The 16,972-nt window shown below is 63.1% G+C and carries 14 protein-coding genes; 8 read left to right on the top strand and 6 right to left on the bottom strand.

Annotated features, from left to right (window positions below; translation table 11 throughout):
- Positions 1–22 precede the first annotated feature (22 nt).
- Entirely contained in the window at positions 23–472 is a 450-nt protein-coding gene (locus WHZ77_RS07595; RefSeq protein WP_151648208.1) for a cupin domain-containing protein, read from the top strand.
- Between the two features lie 43 nt (positions 473–515).
- Complete coding sequence (locus tag WHZ77_RS07590) at positions 516–1,589, top strand: hypothetical protein (protein ID WP_375313106.1); 1,074 nt, start codon at positions 516–518, stop codon at positions 1,587–1,589.
- Positions 1,590–1,646: 57 nt separating this feature from the next.
- On the opposite strand, the gene WHZ77_RS07585 is transcribed toward WHZ77_RS07590, so the two are convergent.
- A complete protein-coding gene (locus WHZ77_RS07585; RefSeq protein ID WP_375313105.1) occupies positions 1,647–2,453 on the bottom strand; it encodes an ABC transporter substrate-binding protein in 807 nt (268 codons plus the stop codon).
- 262 nt (positions 2,454–2,715) lie between these two features.
- Here WHZ77_RS07585 and WHZ77_RS07580 point away from each other — a divergent pair, with 262 nt between their 5' ends.
- Entirely contained in the window at positions 2,716–3,909 is a 1,194-nt protein-coding gene (locus WHZ77_RS07580) for an efflux RND transporter periplasmic adaptor subunit (protein WP_375313104.1), read from the top strand.
- A 12-nt stretch (positions 3,910–3,921) separates the two neighbouring features.
- The gene (locus WHZ77_RS07575) at positions 3,922–7,080 is read left to right on the top strand and encodes an efflux RND transporter permease subunit (RefSeq protein ID WP_375313103.1); all 3,159 of its coding nucleotides are present in this window, start codon (positions 3,922–3,924) and stop codon (positions 7,078–7,080) included.
- A gap of 368 nt (positions 7,081–7,448) precedes the next feature.
- On the opposite strand, the gene WHZ77_RS07570 is transcribed toward WHZ77_RS07575, so the two are convergent.
- A complete protein-coding gene (locus WHZ77_RS07570) occupies positions 7,449–8,132 on the bottom strand; it encodes a Crp/Fnr family transcriptional regulator (RefSeq protein WP_375313102.1) in 684 nt (227 codons plus the stop codon).
- Between the two features lie 110 nt (positions 8,133–8,242).
- Here WHZ77_RS07570 and WHZ77_RS07565 point away from each other — a divergent pair, with 110 nt between their 5' ends.
- Together WHZ77_RS07565 and WHZ77_RS07560 are read left to right on the top strand one after the other, a co-directional pair.
- Positions 8,243–9,652 (top strand): DUF1254 domain-containing protein, encoded by a 1,410-nt coding sequence (locus tag WHZ77_RS07565; protein ID WP_375314676.1) that lies wholly within the window; start codon positions 8,243–8,245, stop codon positions 9,650–9,652.
- Between the two features lie 17 nt (positions 9,653–9,669).
- On the top strand, positions 9,670–10,707 hold the full coding sequence (locus tag WHZ77_RS07560; protein WP_375313101.1) for a DUF1254 domain-containing protein: 1,038 nt from the start codon (positions 9,670–9,672) through the stop codon (positions 10,705–10,707).
- A gap of 272 nt (positions 10,708–10,979) precedes the next feature.
- Here the strand turns inward: WHZ77_RS07560 and WHZ77_RS07555 are convergent, their stop codons facing one another.
- Positions 10,980–12,152: an MFS transporter gene (locus WHZ77_RS07555; protein WP_375313100.1), complete on the bottom strand. Its 1,173-nt coding sequence runs from the start codon at positions 12,150–12,152 to the stop codon at positions 10,980–10,982.
- A gap of 50 nt (positions 12,153–12,202) precedes the next feature.
- Between WHZ77_RS07555 and WHZ77_RS07550 the strand changes: the two genes are divergently transcribed.
- Positions 12,203–13,054 carry a helix-turn-helix transcriptional regulator gene (locus WHZ77_RS07550; RefSeq protein ID WP_375313099.1) on the top strand — a complete coding sequence of 284 codons (852 nt, stop codon included), beginning with the start codon at positions 12,203–12,205 and terminating at the stop codon, positions 13,052–13,054.
- A 294-nt stretch (positions 13,055–13,348) separates the two neighbouring features.
- Positions 13,349–14,701: a malonyl-CoA decarboxylase gene (locus WHZ77_RS07545; RefSeq protein ID WP_375313098.1), complete on the top strand. Its 1,353-nt coding sequence runs from the start codon at positions 13,349–13,351 to the stop codon at positions 14,699–14,701.
- A 120-nt stretch (positions 14,702–14,821) separates the two neighbouring features.
- Here WHZ77_RS07545 and WHZ77_RS07540 read toward each other — a convergent pair whose 3' ends face one another.
- From WHZ77_RS07540 to WHZ77_RS07530, 3 genes are read right to left on the bottom strand one after another with little or no spacing between them, the layout of a single operon-like run.
- Positions 14,822–15,079: a DUF3297 family protein gene (locus WHZ77_RS07540; RefSeq protein ID WP_015684132.1), complete on the bottom strand. Its 258-nt coding sequence runs from the start codon at positions 15,077–15,079 to the stop codon at positions 14,822–14,824.
- Complete coding sequence (locus WHZ77_RS07535; RefSeq protein ID WP_375313097.1) at positions 15,076–15,552, bottom strand: glutathione peroxidase; 477 nt, start codon at positions 15,550–15,552, stop codon at positions 15,076–15,078. Before WHZ77_RS07535 ends, WHZ77_RS07540 begins: the two co-directional genes overlap by 4 nt.
- Positions 15,553–15,554: 2 nt before the next feature.
- The gene (locus tag WHZ77_RS07530) at positions 15,555–16,955 is read right to left on the bottom strand and encodes an amidase family protein (RefSeq protein ID WP_375313096.1); all 1,401 of its coding nucleotides are present in this window, start codon (positions 16,953–16,955) and stop codon (positions 15,555–15,557) included.
- Positions 16,956–16,972: the final 17 nt, after the last annotated feature.

The following is a 16,972-nucleotide window of genomic DNA, read 5'->3' as shown; positions in this document are numbered from 1 at the left end:
GCAATTCCATTGGAGGCGAGCCATGACTGCACTCGAAAAGGGCATCACCGCGAACGGCACGGGCTATGGCGGCAAGAGCTGGAACATCCTCGGCCAGGTCTATTTCCCCAAGGCCGTCACCGACTCCACCTTCGCGTTCGAGACCAACAGCGAGCCCGGCCAGTTCGTGCCGGTGCACGTCCACCCGACCCAGGACGAATTCATCCTGGTGCAGGAAGGCACGCTCGACCTCAAGCTCGACGGCGTGTGGGTCAAGGCCCATGCCGGCGACCTCGTGCGCCTGCCGCGCGGCATCCCGCACGGCTATTTCAACAAGTCCGACAAGCCTGCCCGCGCGCTGTTCTGGGTCTCGCCGATGCAGAAGCTGGAGGCGCTGTTCACCCAACTCGACAATCTAACCGACCCCGCCGAGGTCGTGCGCATCTCCGCCCTGCACGAGGTCGACTTCCTGCCGCCGGAGGCCAACGACTAGGTTACGATCTCCCGACGAACGAATCGTTCGGAGGGAGCCGGCCATGCGTGCACGCCGTCATGCCATCGCAGCTCTTGCGGCGCTTGGGCTGATTTTCTCGACTGTTGCCGTGAGCCGGGCGCAAACGCTCACGGCAAAGCAATCGGAGGCGGTTGCGGCCTACGAGCGCGCGCTCAGCGATTTCAAATCCATCCTCGCCGAGCGACGCAAGCAGATCGACGCCAAGCAGCCGCTGCCGAACCTGCCGGGCCAGGCGATCTATCTCGCCCGCGTCGCCGTGATCAGCACTTACAAGGATCTCACGGACGCAATGCCGTCGCGGATCGGCCGGCCCAACAAGTTCGAGATCCCTCCGGCCTATTTCGATGCCGACATCGAACCGCTGATCGACGAATACGGCAAGCTGTTCGATATCATGGAGGCGCCGCCGGCCAATGCGCAGAACTCGGCGACACCTTTCAAGGACGTCGTCGATCTCGCGGTCGCGATCGCGCGCGCCAAGGGGCTTGCACCTGACCACGCCGAAGCCGCGGGCCGGATCAGTCTCGGGCTTTTCTTCGCTGAAACCAACGGCAAGCAGAATGTCCGCAACGGACGCTCGAACACCTATATGGGCAGCTTCCAGACCGGTCCCTCCGAAGACCGCAACGGCCGCAGGAAATGGGAGGCGATCAAATCAGCGATCGCGGCGGCCGATCCCGGACTGAGCGCCCGCGACGACAGGGAAGAGGCGCGCGCCCGCGGCACCGACCACCGCTTCAACCACTGGACCAACGTGCGCGACGGCCTGATGAACGCGCATGCGGACGTCTTCCGGGAGATCCCCGGAATCGTGAAGACGCTGCCCGACCCGATCGACCAGATGAAGCTGTTCGAGCTGATCCAGATCGTGCCTACCCCGACGCGGGCCGCGCTCAAATCGGGCGACCTGCTGAACTACCGGGTGTCCAGCCCCACGATCATGAAGCACCTGCGCAACAACAGCATCTTCGCGTTCGGACAGGCCGACCGGGCGCGCAGCTCGGCCAGCTTCCGCGAGATCCTCGCCGCGATGTGGCTGTTCAATCGCAAGTTCGAGCGCGCCATGGCGAAGTATGCCGAGATCAAGCCACGCTGAGGGATCGGTTGCGGCCGCGACCGGGCATCGGACGCGGCGCAGCCGCCTTGCTCCGCCCTACTCGGTCCGGATCGGCGTGTCCTTCAGCCCGTTGTTGTCATAAGCCTTGCGCAAGGCGCCGTTGGTGGTCGCGTCCGTCATGAACTTCGTGACGAACGCCAGCGACTGGTTGTGGCCGAGCGGGACGGCGATGGCCGTCACCGTTTTCTTGAAGGTCTCGTCCAGCACCTTCGTACCCGGAATCTTCTGCGCCATTTTGTTGAGCTGGTCGCGCGACAGCGCGAAGGCGTCGATCTCGCCGCTCTTCAGCAAGCCGAATATCTCGTCATAGGTCTGATAGCCCGTGACTTTCGCATTCTTCAGATGCGCGATCGCGCCGCGCATGGTCGTTGTGGCGTTGACGGCGGCGATCTTGATGCCGGGCTGGTCGAGCGAGGCGAAATTGGTGACGCTTGATCCTGCCTTGACGATATAGGTGGCGTCGGCGACCTCGTAGATCGGGCCGAACATCATTTTGGTCTCACGCTCGGGATCCCTCGGCAGCCAGGTGACATCCCACGTCCCCTTGCTGGCCGCGTCGGTGATCTGCCCAGAATTCTGATGCACGACATATTCGACTGATACGCCGAGCTGCGTGGCCATCTCCTTGCCGAGATCGACGGGAACGCCAGCATAGCCGGCTTCGGTCTTGGTCGACCAGAATGCGCCGCCCGCCGGGCTGATCGCGATCGCGACCCGCAGCTTGCCGGTCGGCGCAATCTCGTCCTTCAGGCCGTCGGCTAGCGCCGGCATGGCGACCGCCGCTGCGAGAACGAGGCCGGCAAGGGCCGATTGGAAGGACTTGGATTGGAAGGACTTGGGCATGTCATGCTCTCCTCACCTTTTCTTCTTTCTTGTTGAGGTCTTGTCTTCCGGTCTTCTTCGACCGCCTCGCCTGTCACGCCGCCTTTTAAGCAATTGTGGTCGATCGTGCGCGCGATGAAAAGCGGTTTGTCATGACAAACCCGTCAAAGAGCACAGCGCCGTTTGCAGTGGAAGGTCTGTGACTGCCATGGCTATGGTGTTCCACGGCCGTGTATTTGTTGGTAGCCTGCCACACCGACAGACCGCAATCGGGGGCCACTGAATGACGCGCGCGAATCCCGCATCTCTCGCACATCGCAATGGAGAGTGGAGACAGATCGGGCGGGCGCTGACCGCTTTGGCTGCCGTGGCCGTGCTCGCGGGCTGCGAAGACAAGAACACCTTCGTGGCGCCGCCCCCGCCCAAGGTGGACGTTGCGACGCCGCTGCAGCGTGCGGTGACGCGCTATGTCGAGGCCACCGGCAACACCGCGCCGATCAAGAATGTCGACCTGGTGGCGCGCGTGCAGGGCTTCCTGCAGTCGATCGATTATCAGGATGGCACCTTCGTCAAGCAGGGCACCCAGCTGTTCACGATCGAGCCCGAGACCTACAAGCTGAAGCTCGAGCAGGCGCAGGCGGCGGAAGCCGGCGCGCAGGCCTCGCTCCGGCAGGCGGAAGCCGACTTCAAGCGACAGAGCGATCTGGTGCAGCGCCAGGCGGTGTCGCAGGCTACCCTCGACAATTCGACGTCGACTCGCGACAACGCGCAGGCCAATCTCCAGCAGGCCCAGGCCAACACGAAGCTCGCAGAGGTCAATTACGGCTACACCAAGGTGAGCGCGCCGTTCGACGGCGTCGTCAGCGCGCACATGGTCTCGGTCGGCGAGCTCGTCGGCGTCTCCTCGCCGACGCAGCTCGCGACCATCGTCGCGATGGACCCGATCTATGTGAACTTCACCATCAACGAGCAGGACGTGCTGCGCATCCGCGCCGAGGCGGTCCGGCGCGGGCTCACCACCGCGGACCTCAAACAATTCCCGATCCAGGTCGGCCTCCAGACCGAGAGCGGTTATCCGCACGAAGGCCACCTCGACTATGTCTCCCCGACCATCAATCAGTCGACCGGTACGCTGGCGGTGCGCGGCCTCGTGCCCAACGACAAGCGGGTGCTGCTGCCCGGCTATTTCGTCCGCGTCCGCGTGCCCTTCAGCCAGGAGAAGGACTCTCTCCTCGTTCCTGACACCGCGCTCGGCAGCGACCAGGGCGGCCGCTATCTGCTCGTCGTCAACAGCGACAATGTCGTCGAGCAGCGCAAGGTGCAGATCGGCCCCGTCGACAACGGACTGCGCGTGATCGAGAGCGGCCTGAAGCCGGACGACCGCGTGGTGATCGCCGGGCTGCTGCGGGTGATCCCGGGCCAGAAGATCGACCCGCAAGCAACAAAGATCAGCCAGCCGCAAGCGTCTGCCAAGTAGGAGCGGCCGGTCATGATCTCAAAATTCTTCATCGAGCGGCCGGTCCTCTCGAACGTGATCGCGCTCCTGATGATCCTGATCGGCGGCGTCGCGCTGTTCAATCTCGCGATCGCACAATATCCCGACGTGGTTCCGCCGACGGTGCAGGTCACCACACGTTACCCCGGCGCCAGCGCCAAGACCGTGATCGACACGGTGGCGCTGCCGATCGAGCAACAGGTCAACGGCGTCGAGGACATGCTCTACATGCAGTCCTACAGCGCCTCCGACGGCACCTATACGCTGACCGTAACCTTCAAGATCGGCACCGACCTCAACTTCGCGCAGGTGCTGGTGCAGAACCGCGTCTCCAGCGCTCTGTCGCAATTACCGCAATCGGTGCAGAACCAGGGCGTCACCGTCCAGAAGAAGTCGACCTCGATCCTGCTGTTCGTGACGCTAACCTCGCCGGACTCCCGGTTCGACAGCCTGTACCTGAGCAACTACGCCACCATCAACATCCGCGACGAGCTGTCGCGTTTGCCCGGCGTCGGCAACGTCACGGTGTTCGGCGCCGGGCAGTATTCGATGCGGGTGTGGCTCGACCCGAACAAGCTGCAGGTACGCGGATTGGTGCCACAGGACGTCATCCAGGCGATCCAGCAGCAAAGCCAGCAGGTCTCCGCCGGCCAGGTCGGCGCGCCGCCGACGCCGCCGGGCCAGGCGTTCCAGTACACGCTCAACGTCAATGGCCGGCTCGACGACACCAGCCAGTTCGAGAACATCATCGTCAAGACCGGCACCAGCGGCGACGTCACGCGCGTGCGCGATGTCGGCTGGGTCGAACTGGGCGCGCAGACCTACAGCCAGATCTTCTCGCTGAACAAGCAGCCCTCCGTCGGGATCGGCGTATTCCAGTCGCCCGGCGCCAACGCGCTCCAGGTCGAGCAGGCCGTCGAGAAGAAGATGGTGGAGCTTGCCAAGCGATTCCCGGAAGGCATCAAATACGACACGCCGTTCGACACCACCAAATTCGTCGAAGCCTCGGTGCACGAGGTCTACATGACGCTGATCGAGGCCGGCCTGCTGGTGCTGGTCGTGATCCTGGTGTTCCTGCAGGACTGGCGCGCGATGCTGGTGCCGGCGACCACGGTACCCGTCACCATCATCGGCGCCTTCGCCGCGATGGCGGCGCTGGGCTTCACCATCAACATGTCGACGCTGTTTGCGATCGTGCTGGCGATCGGCATCGTGGTCGACGACGCCATCGTCGTGGTCGAAGGCGCCGCGCACAATATCGAGCAGGGCATGAACGGCCACGACGCCGCGATCAAGGCGATGGACCAGCTGTTCGCGCCGATCGTCGGCATCACGCTGGTGCTGATCTCGGTGTTCTTGCCGGCCTCGTTCCTGGCCGGTCTCACCGGGCGCATCTATTCGCAATTCGCGCTGGTGATCGCGGCGACCGCGCTTCTGTCCGCCATCAATGCGGCGACCCTGAAGCCGACGCAATGCGCGCTGTGGCTGCGGCCGACCGTGCCGCCGGAGCAGCGCAACTTCTTCTATCGCGGCTTCAACAACATCTATAACCGGGTCGAGCGCGGCTATACGCGGCTGATCACCTTCCTGTGCGGGCACGCCACCGTGTCGGTCGCGGTCGCGCTGGTGCTGATCGTCATCGGCGGCTACGGCCTGTCGCGGGTGCCGACCGGCTTCCTGCCGATCGAGGACCAGGGCTATCTGATCGCCGCCATTCAATTGCCCGATGGCGCCTCGCTGGAGCGAACCCAGAAAGTGCTCGACCGTGCCAGCGAGATCATCAAGGAGACGCCGGGCGTCCAGCAGGTCATCACCATCGCCGGCATCTCCGCGCTCGACAGCAGCGCCAGTCTCGCCAATGCCGGCGTCGCCTACATCATCCTGAAGGACTGGGACGCGCGCAAAGGCCCAGGCGAGGATCTGCGCTCGCTGGTGTACGGGCTGAACGACAAGCTCGCCGTCATCATGGAGGCGCGCACCATCGTGCTGCCGCCGCCACCGATCCAGGGCATCGGCAACGCCGCCGGCTTCTCGATGCAGGTCGAGCTGCGCGACGGCAACAGCGATTTCGCCAAGCTGCAGGCGATCACCGGCGCGGTGGTCAGCAACGGCCAGAGCCAGAGCGCGCTCCAGCGCGTGCAGTCCTCGTTCCGCTCGTCGGTACCGCAGTTCAACGTCGAGATCGACCGCATCAAGACCCAGACGCTGCACGTCACCACCGATCAGGTGTTCTCGGCGCTGTCGACCTATCTCGGCTCGTCCTATGTCAACCAGTTCAACAAGTTCGGCCGCGTGTTCCAGGTCTACACGCAAGCCGATCCGGCCTTCCGCGTCACCGAGCGCGACATCGCCAACATGATGGTGCGCAACTCGAACGGCGACATGATCCCGATCGGCACCGTCGCCACGATCACGCCGGCCACCGGCCCGTCGCTGATCAGCCTCTACAATCTCTATCCGTCCTCGACCGTGATCGGTCTGCCGGCGCAGGGCTACTCCTCCGGCCAGTCGCTGAAGCTGATGGAGGAGATCGCGGACAAGACGCTGCCGCCGGGCACCGGCTACGAATGGACCGCGATGTCCTATCAGGAGAAGGCGGTCTCCAGCCAGATCTACTGGGTGTTCGGCCTCGCCATGCTGCTGGTCTATCTCGTGCTCGCCGGCCAGTACGAGAGCTGGTACGCGCCGATCTCGGTGATCCTGGCGGTGCCGCTGTCGCTGATCGGGCCGACGCTGATCCTCAACGGGCTCAAGATCGACAACAACCTCTACTGCCAGATCGGCCTGATCCTCCTGATCGCGCTGTCCGCCAAGAACGCCATCCTGATCGTCGAGGTCGGGCTTGAGCTGCACGGCCGCGACGGCAAGCCGGTGCTGGAATCCGCTATCGAGGCGGCGCGCGCCCGCTTCCGCCCGATCCTGATGACGTCGTTCGCCTTCATCCTCGGCGTGGTGCCGCTGGTGCTCGCGACCGGCGCCGGCGCCAGCGCCCGCAAGTCGATCGGCATCACCGTGTTCTCGGGCATGCTGGCCTCGACCTGCCTCGCGGTGCTGTTCGTGCCGGCCTTCTTCGTGGTGGTGCAGCGGTTCGAGAACTGGCGCGCGTCGAAGAAGGCGCCGAAGGCGCAGCCGGTGGCGGAGGTGAAGACGTGAACTGCAGAATAGAAATATCGAAAACAACCCCATGCACAGTAGCCGGAGACCGCCGGCAGGACGATTCGCATCTTACGTAGTCATTTGACGCGTCGGGGCAAATCAGGAGTAAAGGCTCACCATTGAGCATGGACTATCAAGCCGGACCTGATTGATCATGCGCCACCGCAGCGGCGCTTCTAGCCTCGTTGGTCATGGGGATGCCCCTGTCTGATGTGAAGTTGGCAACCCCTCAACTTCAGGCAGGACGCTTATCCGAATACTGGCCCAGCCGCCAGCAGTGACGCCCTACCGCGCGAGCGATTCAGTCCGTTGACCCATCTCGGACGTGGGGGCGAGCGGGATCACACGCAAGCCGCCAATCTCAATCATTCCTCCGCTTCCGCATATCCGCGAAGCGCATTGACGTCACTTATCGTAATCGAGCGATAGGTGTGCGTGAGCCAGCCAGCCTCCTTGAATTGCTTCAATGTGGCGTTCACTTGCTTGCGAGATGCATTGGCCATGATGCCCAACTCGCCTTGTGTCAGCGGCAGGGGGACGTCGCCAATTCTGATCGTCCGCTGCAAGACGGAGGCGATGCGACGATCCGCTTGGGGCTTCTGCAAGTCATACACGACCTGAAGCAAAGTTTCGACGCTCATCATCAAGATTTGGGCCACGTGGTGCGAGACCGAGGGGTCCTTCGCCGCCATTCGGTCCAACGCATCGAGGGGCACGTGCAACATGGTTGTATCAAGGACAGCTCTCACCTCTCCCCGTCGCGGCTTTCTGGTCAGAAAACATGCCTCTCCCGTCCAATGGCCAGGTATACCAAGCACCATCAGGCGTGGGGCGTGATCGGAAGGCGCCAGGCTGATGCTTACGGTGCCGGCCACGAGCCCGTAAATGCCGCCGGGCGGATCGCCGACGCGAAACAGCACGTCTCCCTTCTTCAATTGAATCAATGTCGAATGACGCAGCAGGTCCGCGCGAAACTTGCTTGGTACCAGGGCGAGCCAGCCCGACGAACTTGCGATCTTTTCAGATTCAACCTTGGATATTTTTTGCACGGGCGCTCACCCTTTGTCCGATTCCGGACAATCCTTGCATTTTGAGTTTGGTAAACTCAAGGGACGCCTGCAGCGCGGAAGGAAGAGAGAGGGGGGGGGCGGTAATGACTATGCTGCTAACTCGTCGTGGCCTTGTCCTCGGGTCGGCTGCTCTGTCCATCGGCGCTCGCACGAATGGCGCAGCGGCGACATCGCTTGCGCCGAGCGATGCACGAGCTATTGCCAAGGAGGCGACAATCTACGGCGTACCGATGCTAGAGAACTATCGCATCCTGACGTCGTACTTCGTCGATCGCAACGATCCGGAATTCAAGGCGCCGTGGAACACAATCAAAAACGTAGCGCGTGTCTTTACGCCGGACGACAAAGCGATCCAGACCCCCAACTCCGATACTCCGTACTCCCAGCTCGGCGCAGATCTGCGTGCCGAACCGCTGGTGCTGACAGTGCCTGCCATTGAGAAGAGGCGGTATTATTCACTGCAGTTCATCGATCTCTACACCTTCAACTTCGCGTATGTAGGAAGCCGCGCGACGGGCAACGATGCCGGCAGCTTCCTGCTCGCCGGGCCTCGATGGAAAGGCGAGAGGCCGAAAGGCATCAAGGCGATCATCCGTTCCGAGACAGAGCTCAATCTGGTGCTCTACCGGACCCAATTGTTCGACCCATCCGACATCGATGGTGTCAAAGGAGTTCAGGCTGGCTACAAGGTTCAAGCGCTATCCAGTTTCCTGGGCCAACCAGCTCCGCCACCCGCATCCGCAACCACTTTTCCAAAACCACTTACGCAAGACGAGCAAAAGAGTTCGCCCGAGTTCTTCGTTCGGTTGAACTACCTGCTGCAGTTCTGCCCAACGCACCCATCCGAAAAGTCCCTAATGGCTCGCTTTGCGAGGCTGAACATCGGGGCAGGAAAGAACTTCGATCCAGGCAGTCTATCGCCCGAAATGCGCAAAGCCGTGACGGAGGGAATGGCAGACGCCTGGAAGGCCTTTGCCGAGTTCAAGGCGAAGGAGGTTGATACCGGCAAGCGCACCGCGGCGGACGGATTTGGTACACGGACCATGCTGAAAAACGACTACATGGCCCGGATGGCGTCTGCCGTCCTGGGCATCTACGGCAATACCAAGGACGAGGCCATGTACCCGGCCTATTTCCGGGATGCAGACGGCGGTACGCTCAATGGTGCAAACCGCTATGTCCTTCGCTTCAAGTCGGGACAATTGCCGCCAGCCAACGCCTTCTGGTCTCTAACGATGTACGAGCTGCCGTCAAGCCTGCTCTACGCCAACAAGCTAAACCGCTATCTGATCAATTCGGCAATGCTCGATAGCCTCAAGCGCGATCCCGATGGCGGTTACACCATCTACATTCAGAATGAACCGCCCGAAGCGGATCGCGAGTCGAATTGGCTGCCTTGCCCCAAGGGACCGTTCTGGACGACGCTTCGCATATATTGGCCGAAGGCAGAGGCTTTGGAAGGTCATTGGAAGCAGCCTCCGTTGCAGCGCGCTGCCTGAGCGTAAGGAAGATTGGCATGAAGATCGGTCGTATTTCTATCGTTGCAGCATTGATTACGTCAGTGCAGTTCGGTGTGGCGCAAAGCGGCTCCTCCGCAGAACATAAACCCGCTCTGGTAACGCCGGAGAACTTTGCCCGTGCGGAATCGGAACTGTATTTCGGAGGCGTCGTGAAGAACGGTGGCTTTGGAAAATTCGACCATACCCGGTCTCCCGCGCCGCTGGACAAGCAGACCGTCATCCGTCTCAACCGAGACACGCTCTATTCGGCGGCCGTGTTCGACCTCGACGCGGGGCCCGTCACGATAACGTTGCCGAACGCCGGCAAGCGATTCATGTCGCTACAGGTGATCGATGAAGACCAGTACACTTACGGTGTGTTCTACAAGCCGGGCAGTATCACGCTTGCGCGAAAGGACGTAGGCACACGCTATGTTTTGGCCGCCGTTCGAACGCTCGTCGATCCGGCCGATCCTCAGGACCTCAAGGCGGTGCACGCGCTGCAGGATGCGATCCAGGTATCTCAAAAGCAGGCCGGAAAGTTCGAGATTCCTGACTGGGATCAAGCAAGTCAGAAGAAAGTGCGTGATGCGTTGCTGGCGCTCGGAACCACGCTTCCCGATACGAGCCGAATGTATGGACGCAAGGGCGAGGTTGATCCCCTCCGCTTCGTGATCGGTGCTGCGCTGGGCTGGGGGGCAAATCCTCCAAAAGAAGCACTCTACCTGAACGTCGTCCCGACCCGTAACGATGGCACGACGGTCTACAAGCTGAATGTGAAGGACGTGCCGGTTGACGGGTTCTGGTCGATAAGCCTGTACAACGCGGAAGGCTATTTCTACCCGAACCAGTACAACGCCTATTCACTCAACAACATCACGGCACAAAAGAACAAAGACAATTCAGTGTCTGTGCAATTCGGCGGTTGCGACGGAAAGATTCCCAATTGCCTGCCCACCATGAAGGGCTGGAACTATATGGTCCGGCTTTACAGGCCGCGGGCGGAGATTCTGAACGGAAAGTGGAAATTTCCAGAAGCCCAGCCTGACGAGTAGGTCCCGGTGACGAGGAAAAAATCGTGAAGCGCAATCGACGGTTCGCCAACATTTCCCTGTCGATGTTCGGGCTCGGCCAAGCCGCTGGCGCGAAAACATTGAAGCCGTGACCTGCTGTTTTGCCCCTCGCGACGGCGGTGCACTGCAGAGCCGGGTCCCACGCGACATGGGAGTTCGTAGCCTCTGGGTCCCGGCTCAGCGCCGCAAAGCCGTGAGCGCGTCTACGACGCGCTATGCGCGTTACGGCTTGTCCGGGACACGAGACCGCTGCCTCACACCACCTGCGGCGTCCGAATCTCGCGCGGCAGGATGATCGCCGCCGCGATCGCCAGCAGGCAGAGCGCGGCGAAGGCGTGCAGCATGGTGACGAAGCCGCCCTGTTCGTACAGCCACGCGACCAGGCCGACCGAGGCGCCGGCCGCGGTGAAGCCGATGAAATAGCGCACCGCATAGGCGCGCGAGCGCCATTCCTCGCTGGTGTATTTGCCGACCATGGCGTCGTTCACCGTGACCTGCCCGAACGCGCCCATGACGATGCCGATCGAGACCAGGATCAGCGGGAGATTGGACAGGCTCGCGGCGAGATACAGGAACGGCGCCAGCATGAAGGACAGCGGCAGCGCCACCGTCTTGAGCGAATAGCGGTCGAGCAGCCGGCCGATCGTGTACTGCGTCGTCGCCCCGAACACATAGACGCAGGCTGCGATGACGCCGAGCAGCGCCGGGCTTTTGGTCAGATCAGCAAGCCGCTCGGCAAACAGCTTCGGCAGTGCCACGGTGACGGCGTTGAACGTGGTGGAGATAGCGATCACGACGATCAAGAGCGCGAGAATCACGCGCCACATGTCCTGCCTGGCGACGCGCGCCTGCGCTGCCGCCTGCTTCGCGCCCTTGCGGTCCTCATGCACGATCATCATCGCAAAGGCGATGCCGATCAGGATCGTAACCAATCCGGGAACGATGAAGGCAAAGCGCCAGCCGAGGTACTGGCCGATCACGCCGGTGACCAGCGCCGAGGAGGCAACGCCGAGATTGCCCCAGACGCCGTTGATCCCCATCTCGCGGCCGAGCCGGTCGGCATAGGACACGATCATCGCGGTGCCGACGGGATGGTAGATCGAGGCGAAGATGCCGATCGCGAACAGCGCCGCACCGAGTTCAGCCGGCGTCCGCACGATGCCGACCGAGATCATGGACAGGCCGATGCCGACGAAGAAGATCAGCATCATGTGGCGGCGGCTCCAGCGGTCCCCGAGCCAGCCGGTAAGCAGCGAGCCCGCGCCGAAGGCGATGAAGCCCGGCGTCGCGTAAGGCAGCAGTTCCGAATAGGCCATGCCGAGCGCGGGCCCCATGATGATCACGGCGGCGGCAAAGATCAGCATTGCATAGTGGTCTATGAAATGGCCTGCGTTGACGAAACTGATGACCCGGCTGGGGCTGTTCATACGAATCCTCTCCTGCTCCGAAATGAGTTATATGTCCTGGTCATGACGGGATGCTGCCAATGACTGTCTTGGAAACGCCAATTTTGGAAACGCCAATTTTGGAAACGCCAATTTTGGAAACGCCAGTCCTCCGGGAGGTCCGGGGCAACCATCGCTCGACCGCGGGCGTGCACCTGGTCGCGCGCGACTATCCCAGGGGCCTGCGGCTCGACCCGCACATGCACCGCGAGGCCCAGCTGGTTTACGCGGCCCGTGGCACCATGCAGGTGACGACGCCTGGGGGGCGCTGGCTGGTGCCGCCGGACCGCGCGGTCTGGGTCCCAGCCCATCTCGAGCACGCCATCGACGTGCTCGCCGACATCGAGATGCGCACGCTGTATTTCGACCTGCCCTGGCTGAAGCGCGAGCAGCGCAACGATGGCCTCGCCAAGGAATTCGTGGTGCGGGTGTCGCCGCTGCTGCACCAAGCGATCCTCGCGCTGTTCGACGCCCGCAATACCGAGGAGCGGACCGAGCTGCTGGTCCGCCTGGTGATGCTGGAACTGCACCAGGCCGAGGATTCCGCCACCTTCGTGCCGCTGCCGCGCGAGCCGCGCTGCCGGCGCGCGGCGATGATCGTGCTCGACGACCCCACCGGCCTGCACGACATCGACACGCTGGCGCGCGAGGTCGGAACCTCCGCACGGACGCTGTCGCGGCTGTTCTCGACCGAGACGCAACTGAGCTTCAAGAGCTGGTGCCAGCGCGCCAGGATTGCGGCCGCGATCCAGCGCTTGTCCACGGATGCCGGCGTATCGGTCAAGCAGCTCGCGACCCAGCTCGGTTATGCCAGCGTGCCGGCGTTCTCGGCCGCGTTCCGTCACGTGACGGGGCGGACGCCGACGGAGTTTGCGGGGAAGTAGGGTTGGCCAAGATTCGCAAGAGCTCGTCATGCCCGGGCTTGTCCCGGGCATCCACGTTCTCTGGGCGGCCCAAAAGATCGTGGATGGCTGGGACAAGCCCGGCCATGACGCTGTCGGATCTGGAGTGCCCTAAGCTCTCACATGGGATCGCTTAGCCTTGCCGAGACATAACGGCATTCTCGAAACGCACGGCCCAGCTCAACTTGCCAAATTCCCCTGCATGATTGTGATCGGCTTCCGCCCAAATCACGTGTAAACTTCCCGCACCGCACAACCCGGTTTCGAAAGGCCCAGATGGCGAACGCCTTCTTCTCCGACCTGCTCGCCACCATCTCCGAGCGCGGTCGCACGCTGCTTCGGCGCGGCGATGGCGCGGACATCAAACAGGACGCCGACGGGCTGATCGAGCTCTGCGGCGCGCTGCTGTCGGGCCGGGGCGAAGCCTCCGGCACCGCTCTTGCGCGTGAGGTGCTGGATATCTACCAGGAGTTGGATGCGGCAGGACGCCGCGCCTTTTTCGATGGCCTCGTGCGTGATTTCGGGCCGGACCGGGAACGCCTGTCAAAGGCCATCGAGAAGTGGCGCGCCAAGCCCAGCGACGAAGACGCAAGCGCGCTGCATTTCGCCTCAGAGCCGCGGCGGCAGGAACTGATCCGCCGCCTCAACCGCGCGCCGGGCGGGACCGGCGATCTCGTCAACATGCGGGCCGATCTGCTCGGCATGATGAAGGGCCACACCGATCTCGCCGCGCTCGATCGCGACGTCTCGCATCTGCTATCTTCGTGGTTCAACAGGGGGTTTCTCGTGCTGCGCCGGATTGACTGGTCGACCCCGGCCAACATCCTCGAAAAGATCATCCGCTACGAAGCCGTGCACGAGATCAGCGACTGGGACGATTTGCGCCGCCGCCTCGATCCGGTCGATCGCCGCTGCTACGCCTTCTTCCATCCCGCGATGGTGGACGAGCCCCTGATCTTCGTCGAGGTGGCGCTGACCGAGACGATCCCCGGCGCGATTCAACCCCTGCTCGCGGTCGACCGCCAGCATCTGCCGATCGCGCGCGCCCGCACCGCCGTGTTCTATTCGATCTCCAACACCCAGCGCGGCCTGGCGGGCATCTCGTTCGGCAGCTTCCTGATCAAGCAGGTGGTCGAGGAGCTGCGCCGCGAATTGCCGAAGCTCGACACCTTCGTGACGCTGTCACCGGTGCCGGGCCTCATGCAGTGGGTGAAGCAGGACAAGGATTTGCCACTGACGGACGAGGACCGCGAGGTGCTGAAGCGCCTCGACGATCCCAAATGGTTCGACAACCCCGAAACGACAACGCTGCTGCGCGCCGTGATCGAGCCGCTCGCCGCGCATTACTTCCTGAAGGCGCGCACGCCGAAGGGCCGGCTGATCGATTCCGTCGCGCGTTTCCATCTCGGCAACGGCGCCCGGCTCGAGCGCATCAACTGGCTCGGCGACCTCTCGCCGAAGGGCCTGCGCGAATCCGCCGGCGTGATGGTCAACTACCTCTACCGCCTCGACGACATCGAGAAGAACCACGAAGCCTACGCCAATGACGGCGAGGTCGTGGCGTCGAGCGCGGTGAAGAAGCTGCTCAAGGGTGAAGGGCGCCGGCTGCTGGATATGCGGTTGTCCTGACAGCACACTCAATTGTCGTCCCGGACAAGCGAAGCGCAGGTCCGGGATCCATAACCACAGGACGGGCTTGGCGAAGATTCGGAGTTGTGGCCACCGCGCCTGACAATGGCAGAGAGCCGCCTACTTCTTATCCCTGAAATACGGTTCCACCGGCCCATGCACCTTGATGGTCAACGGGTTGCCGTGACGGTCCTTGGCGTTGCCGGCGGTGACGCGGACCCAGCCTTCGCTGATGCAGTATTCCTCGACATTGGTCTTCTCGACGCCCTTGAAGCGGATGCCGACGTCGCGGGAGAGAATATCCGCGTTGTAATAGGGGCTGTTCGGATCGACCGAGAGGCGGTCCGGAAATTCGTCGCTCATGATTGTCTCGCTCATAACAGGGTCTCGATTTGCTGCCGCAATCCTTTAGGCCGGGCGGTGGGCGCATAGCGCGCGATCACCTTGCCGGCACGGTCCACCAGGAATTTGGTGAAATTCCATTTGATGGAGGCGCCCAGCAGTCCGGATTGCTGACGTTTCAGGTACTCATACAAGGGATGCGCATGCGTGCCGTTGACGTCGATCTTCTCGAACAGGGGGAAGGTGACGTCGTAATTGGTCGAGCAGAACGTCTGGATCTCAGCGGCCTGCCCCGGCTCCTGCGCGCCGAATTGGTTGCAGGGAAAGCCGAGCACGGAAAAGCCGCGCGGCGAGAGGTCGCGATAGAGATCCTCGAGCCCGCGATATTGCGGCGTGAAGCCGCATTTGCTCGCGGTATTGACGATCAGCAGCACCTGGCCTTCGAAACGTTTCAGGGCGACCTCCTCGCCGGCAAGCGAGTTGGCCTTGAAGTCGTAGATGACAGACATCGCTAACCCACGGGATCGATCGGCGATGGCGGCACGCCGCCCGCCTCGATCGCTTCGCCCGCGAGCAGACACAAATCCTCGCGATAGCGGCCGGAGACGATGTGCACGCCGACCGGCGCCTTGCCGACAAGGCCGGTGGAGACCACGAGGCCCGGCAGCCCCATGAACGGGGTTGCGATCTGCGGCATCTGCGCTTCCCAGACGCGCTCGAAGGACTCGGTGTCCTTGCGGTCGAGATGATCGGGGAACGGCAGCTCGCCGGAGACCGGCGTCAGCACCACGGCATATTTTTCGAAGAACAGCATCCAGTCGCGGGTCAGCGTGGCGCGGCGGGTCAGGGCCTGCGCGTAGTTGGCCTGGTCCATCGGCGTGACCTTGGCGCGGTTGCCGCGCAAGCAGGCCAGCGCACCGGGATCGCCTTCGCGCTCGGCCATCTCCAGCTGCGCCTCGTAACCGTCACCGAGCCAGAGTTTGATCTGCCACTGGACGGCTTCGCGCATCGACGGCGTGTTTTCGATCGTCTCGACGGTCCAGCCCGCGCGCTCCAGCCGCTTGCCGGCATCGATCACCGCCGCCTTCACCTCCGGCGTGGTGGCGAGCCCGTCTGGATTGAGGCAGAGCGCGGCACGCTTCGGTCGCGCGGGCCCTTCCAGCGGCGCCGGCACGTACCAGGGGTCGCGCACGTCGCGGGCCGACATCGCGGCGAGCGAAATCCTGATGTCGTTGACGGTGCGCGCCAAGGGTCCCGAAACCGCCATGATCTGCGGCCCGATCGGGCGCTCCGGCAGCGCCGGATTGAAGGCGGGGATACGGCCCAGCGTCGGGCGCAGGCCGTGCACGCCGCAGGCATAGGCGGGATAGCGGATCGAGCCTGCGATGTCGGTGCCATGGGCGATATGACCGATGCCGGCCGCGACCGCCGAACCGGCGCCGCCGGACGAGCCGCCCGGCGTCAGCGAGGCGTCGCGGGGATTCTTGGTGTCGCCATGGACCAGATTGGTGGTGAACCAGCGATAGGAGAAGGCCGGGCAATTGGTGCGGCCCAGCAGAACCGCGCCGGCCTTGCGGAAATTGGCGACCACCGGATTGTCTTCGCGCGCGATCAGGTCGCGCTGGAGTTTCAGGCCATTGGTGGTGGCAAAGCCCTCCTGGTCGACATTGGCCTTGATGGTGACGGGGACGCCGGCGAGCACGCCGGGGTCCTCGCCCCGCGCGATCGCGCCATCGACGGCGTCGGCCTGCTTGAGCACGTCCTCGGGCCGATGGTCGATCACCGCATTGAGCTGGGGATTGACCGCATCGAGCCGGGCGAGGCCGGCCTTGGCTGCCTCCCTGGCGGACACTTTCTTGGCTTTGACGAGGGTGGCGAGGTCGGCGGCCGACAGGCGCCAGAGATCTTGCATGGCTTGCTCCGTTTAAC

It is taken from the genome of Bradyrhizobium sp. A5, from assembly GCF_042076515.1.
Lineage (GTDB): Bacteria > Pseudomonadota > Alphaproteobacteria > Rhizobiales > Xanthobacteraceae > Bradyrhizobium > Bradyrhizobium cosmicum.
Note: the sequence above shows the minus strand (reverse complement) of the source record. Positions and strands in the feature narration are given on the sequence as shown.

Coding starts and splice junctions, on each gene's coding strand:
- WHZ77_RS07595 (WP_151648208.1), top strand. CDS start 23: ATGACTGCACTCGAAAAGGGCATCACCGCGAACGGCACGGGCTATGGC.
- WHZ77_RS07590 (WP_375313106.1), top strand. CDS start 516: ATGCGTGCACGCCGTCATGCCATCGCAGCTCTTGCGGCGCTTGGGCTG.
- WHZ77_RS07585 (WP_375313105.1), bottom strand. CDS start 2,453: ATGCCCAAGTCCTTCCAATCCAAGTCCTTCCAATCGGCCCTTGCCGGC.
- WHZ77_RS07580 (WP_375313104.1), top strand. CDS start 2,716: ATGACGCGCGCGAATCCCGCATCTCTCGCACATCGCAATGGAGAGTGG.
- WHZ77_RS07575 (WP_375313103.1), top strand. CDS start 3,922: ATGATCTCAAAATTCTTCATCGAGCGGCCGGTCCTCTCGAACGTGATC.
- WHZ77_RS07565 (WP_375314676.1), top strand. CDS start 8,243: ATGCTGCTAACTCGTCGTGGCCTTGTCCTCGGGTCGGCTGCTCTGTCC.
- WHZ77_RS07560 (WP_375313101.1), top strand. CDS start 9,670: ATGAAGATCGGTCGTATTTCTATCGTTGCAGCATTGATTACGTCAGTG.
- WHZ77_RS07555 (WP_375313100.1), bottom strand. CDS start 12,152: ATGAACAGCCCCAGCCGGGTCATCAGTTTCGTCAACGCAGGCCATTTC.
- WHZ77_RS07550 (WP_375313099.1), top strand. CDS start 12,203: ATGCTGCCAATGACTGTCTTGGAAACGCCAATTTTGGAAACGCCAATT.
- WHZ77_RS07545 (WP_375313098.1), top strand. CDS start 13,349: ATGGCGAACGCCTTCTTCTCCGACCTGCTCGCCACCATCTCCGAGCGC.
- WHZ77_RS07540 (WP_015684132.1), bottom strand. CDS start 15,079: ATGAGCGAGACAATCATGAGCGACGAATTTCCGGACCGCCTCTCGGTC.
- WHZ77_RS07535 (WP_375313097.1), bottom strand. CDS start 15,552: ATGTCTGTCATCTACGACTTCAAGGCCAACTCGCTTGCCGGCGAGGAG.
- WHZ77_RS07530 (WP_375313096.1), bottom strand. CDS start 16,955: ATGCAAGATCTCTGGCGCCTGTCGGCCGCCGACCTCGCCACCCTCGTC.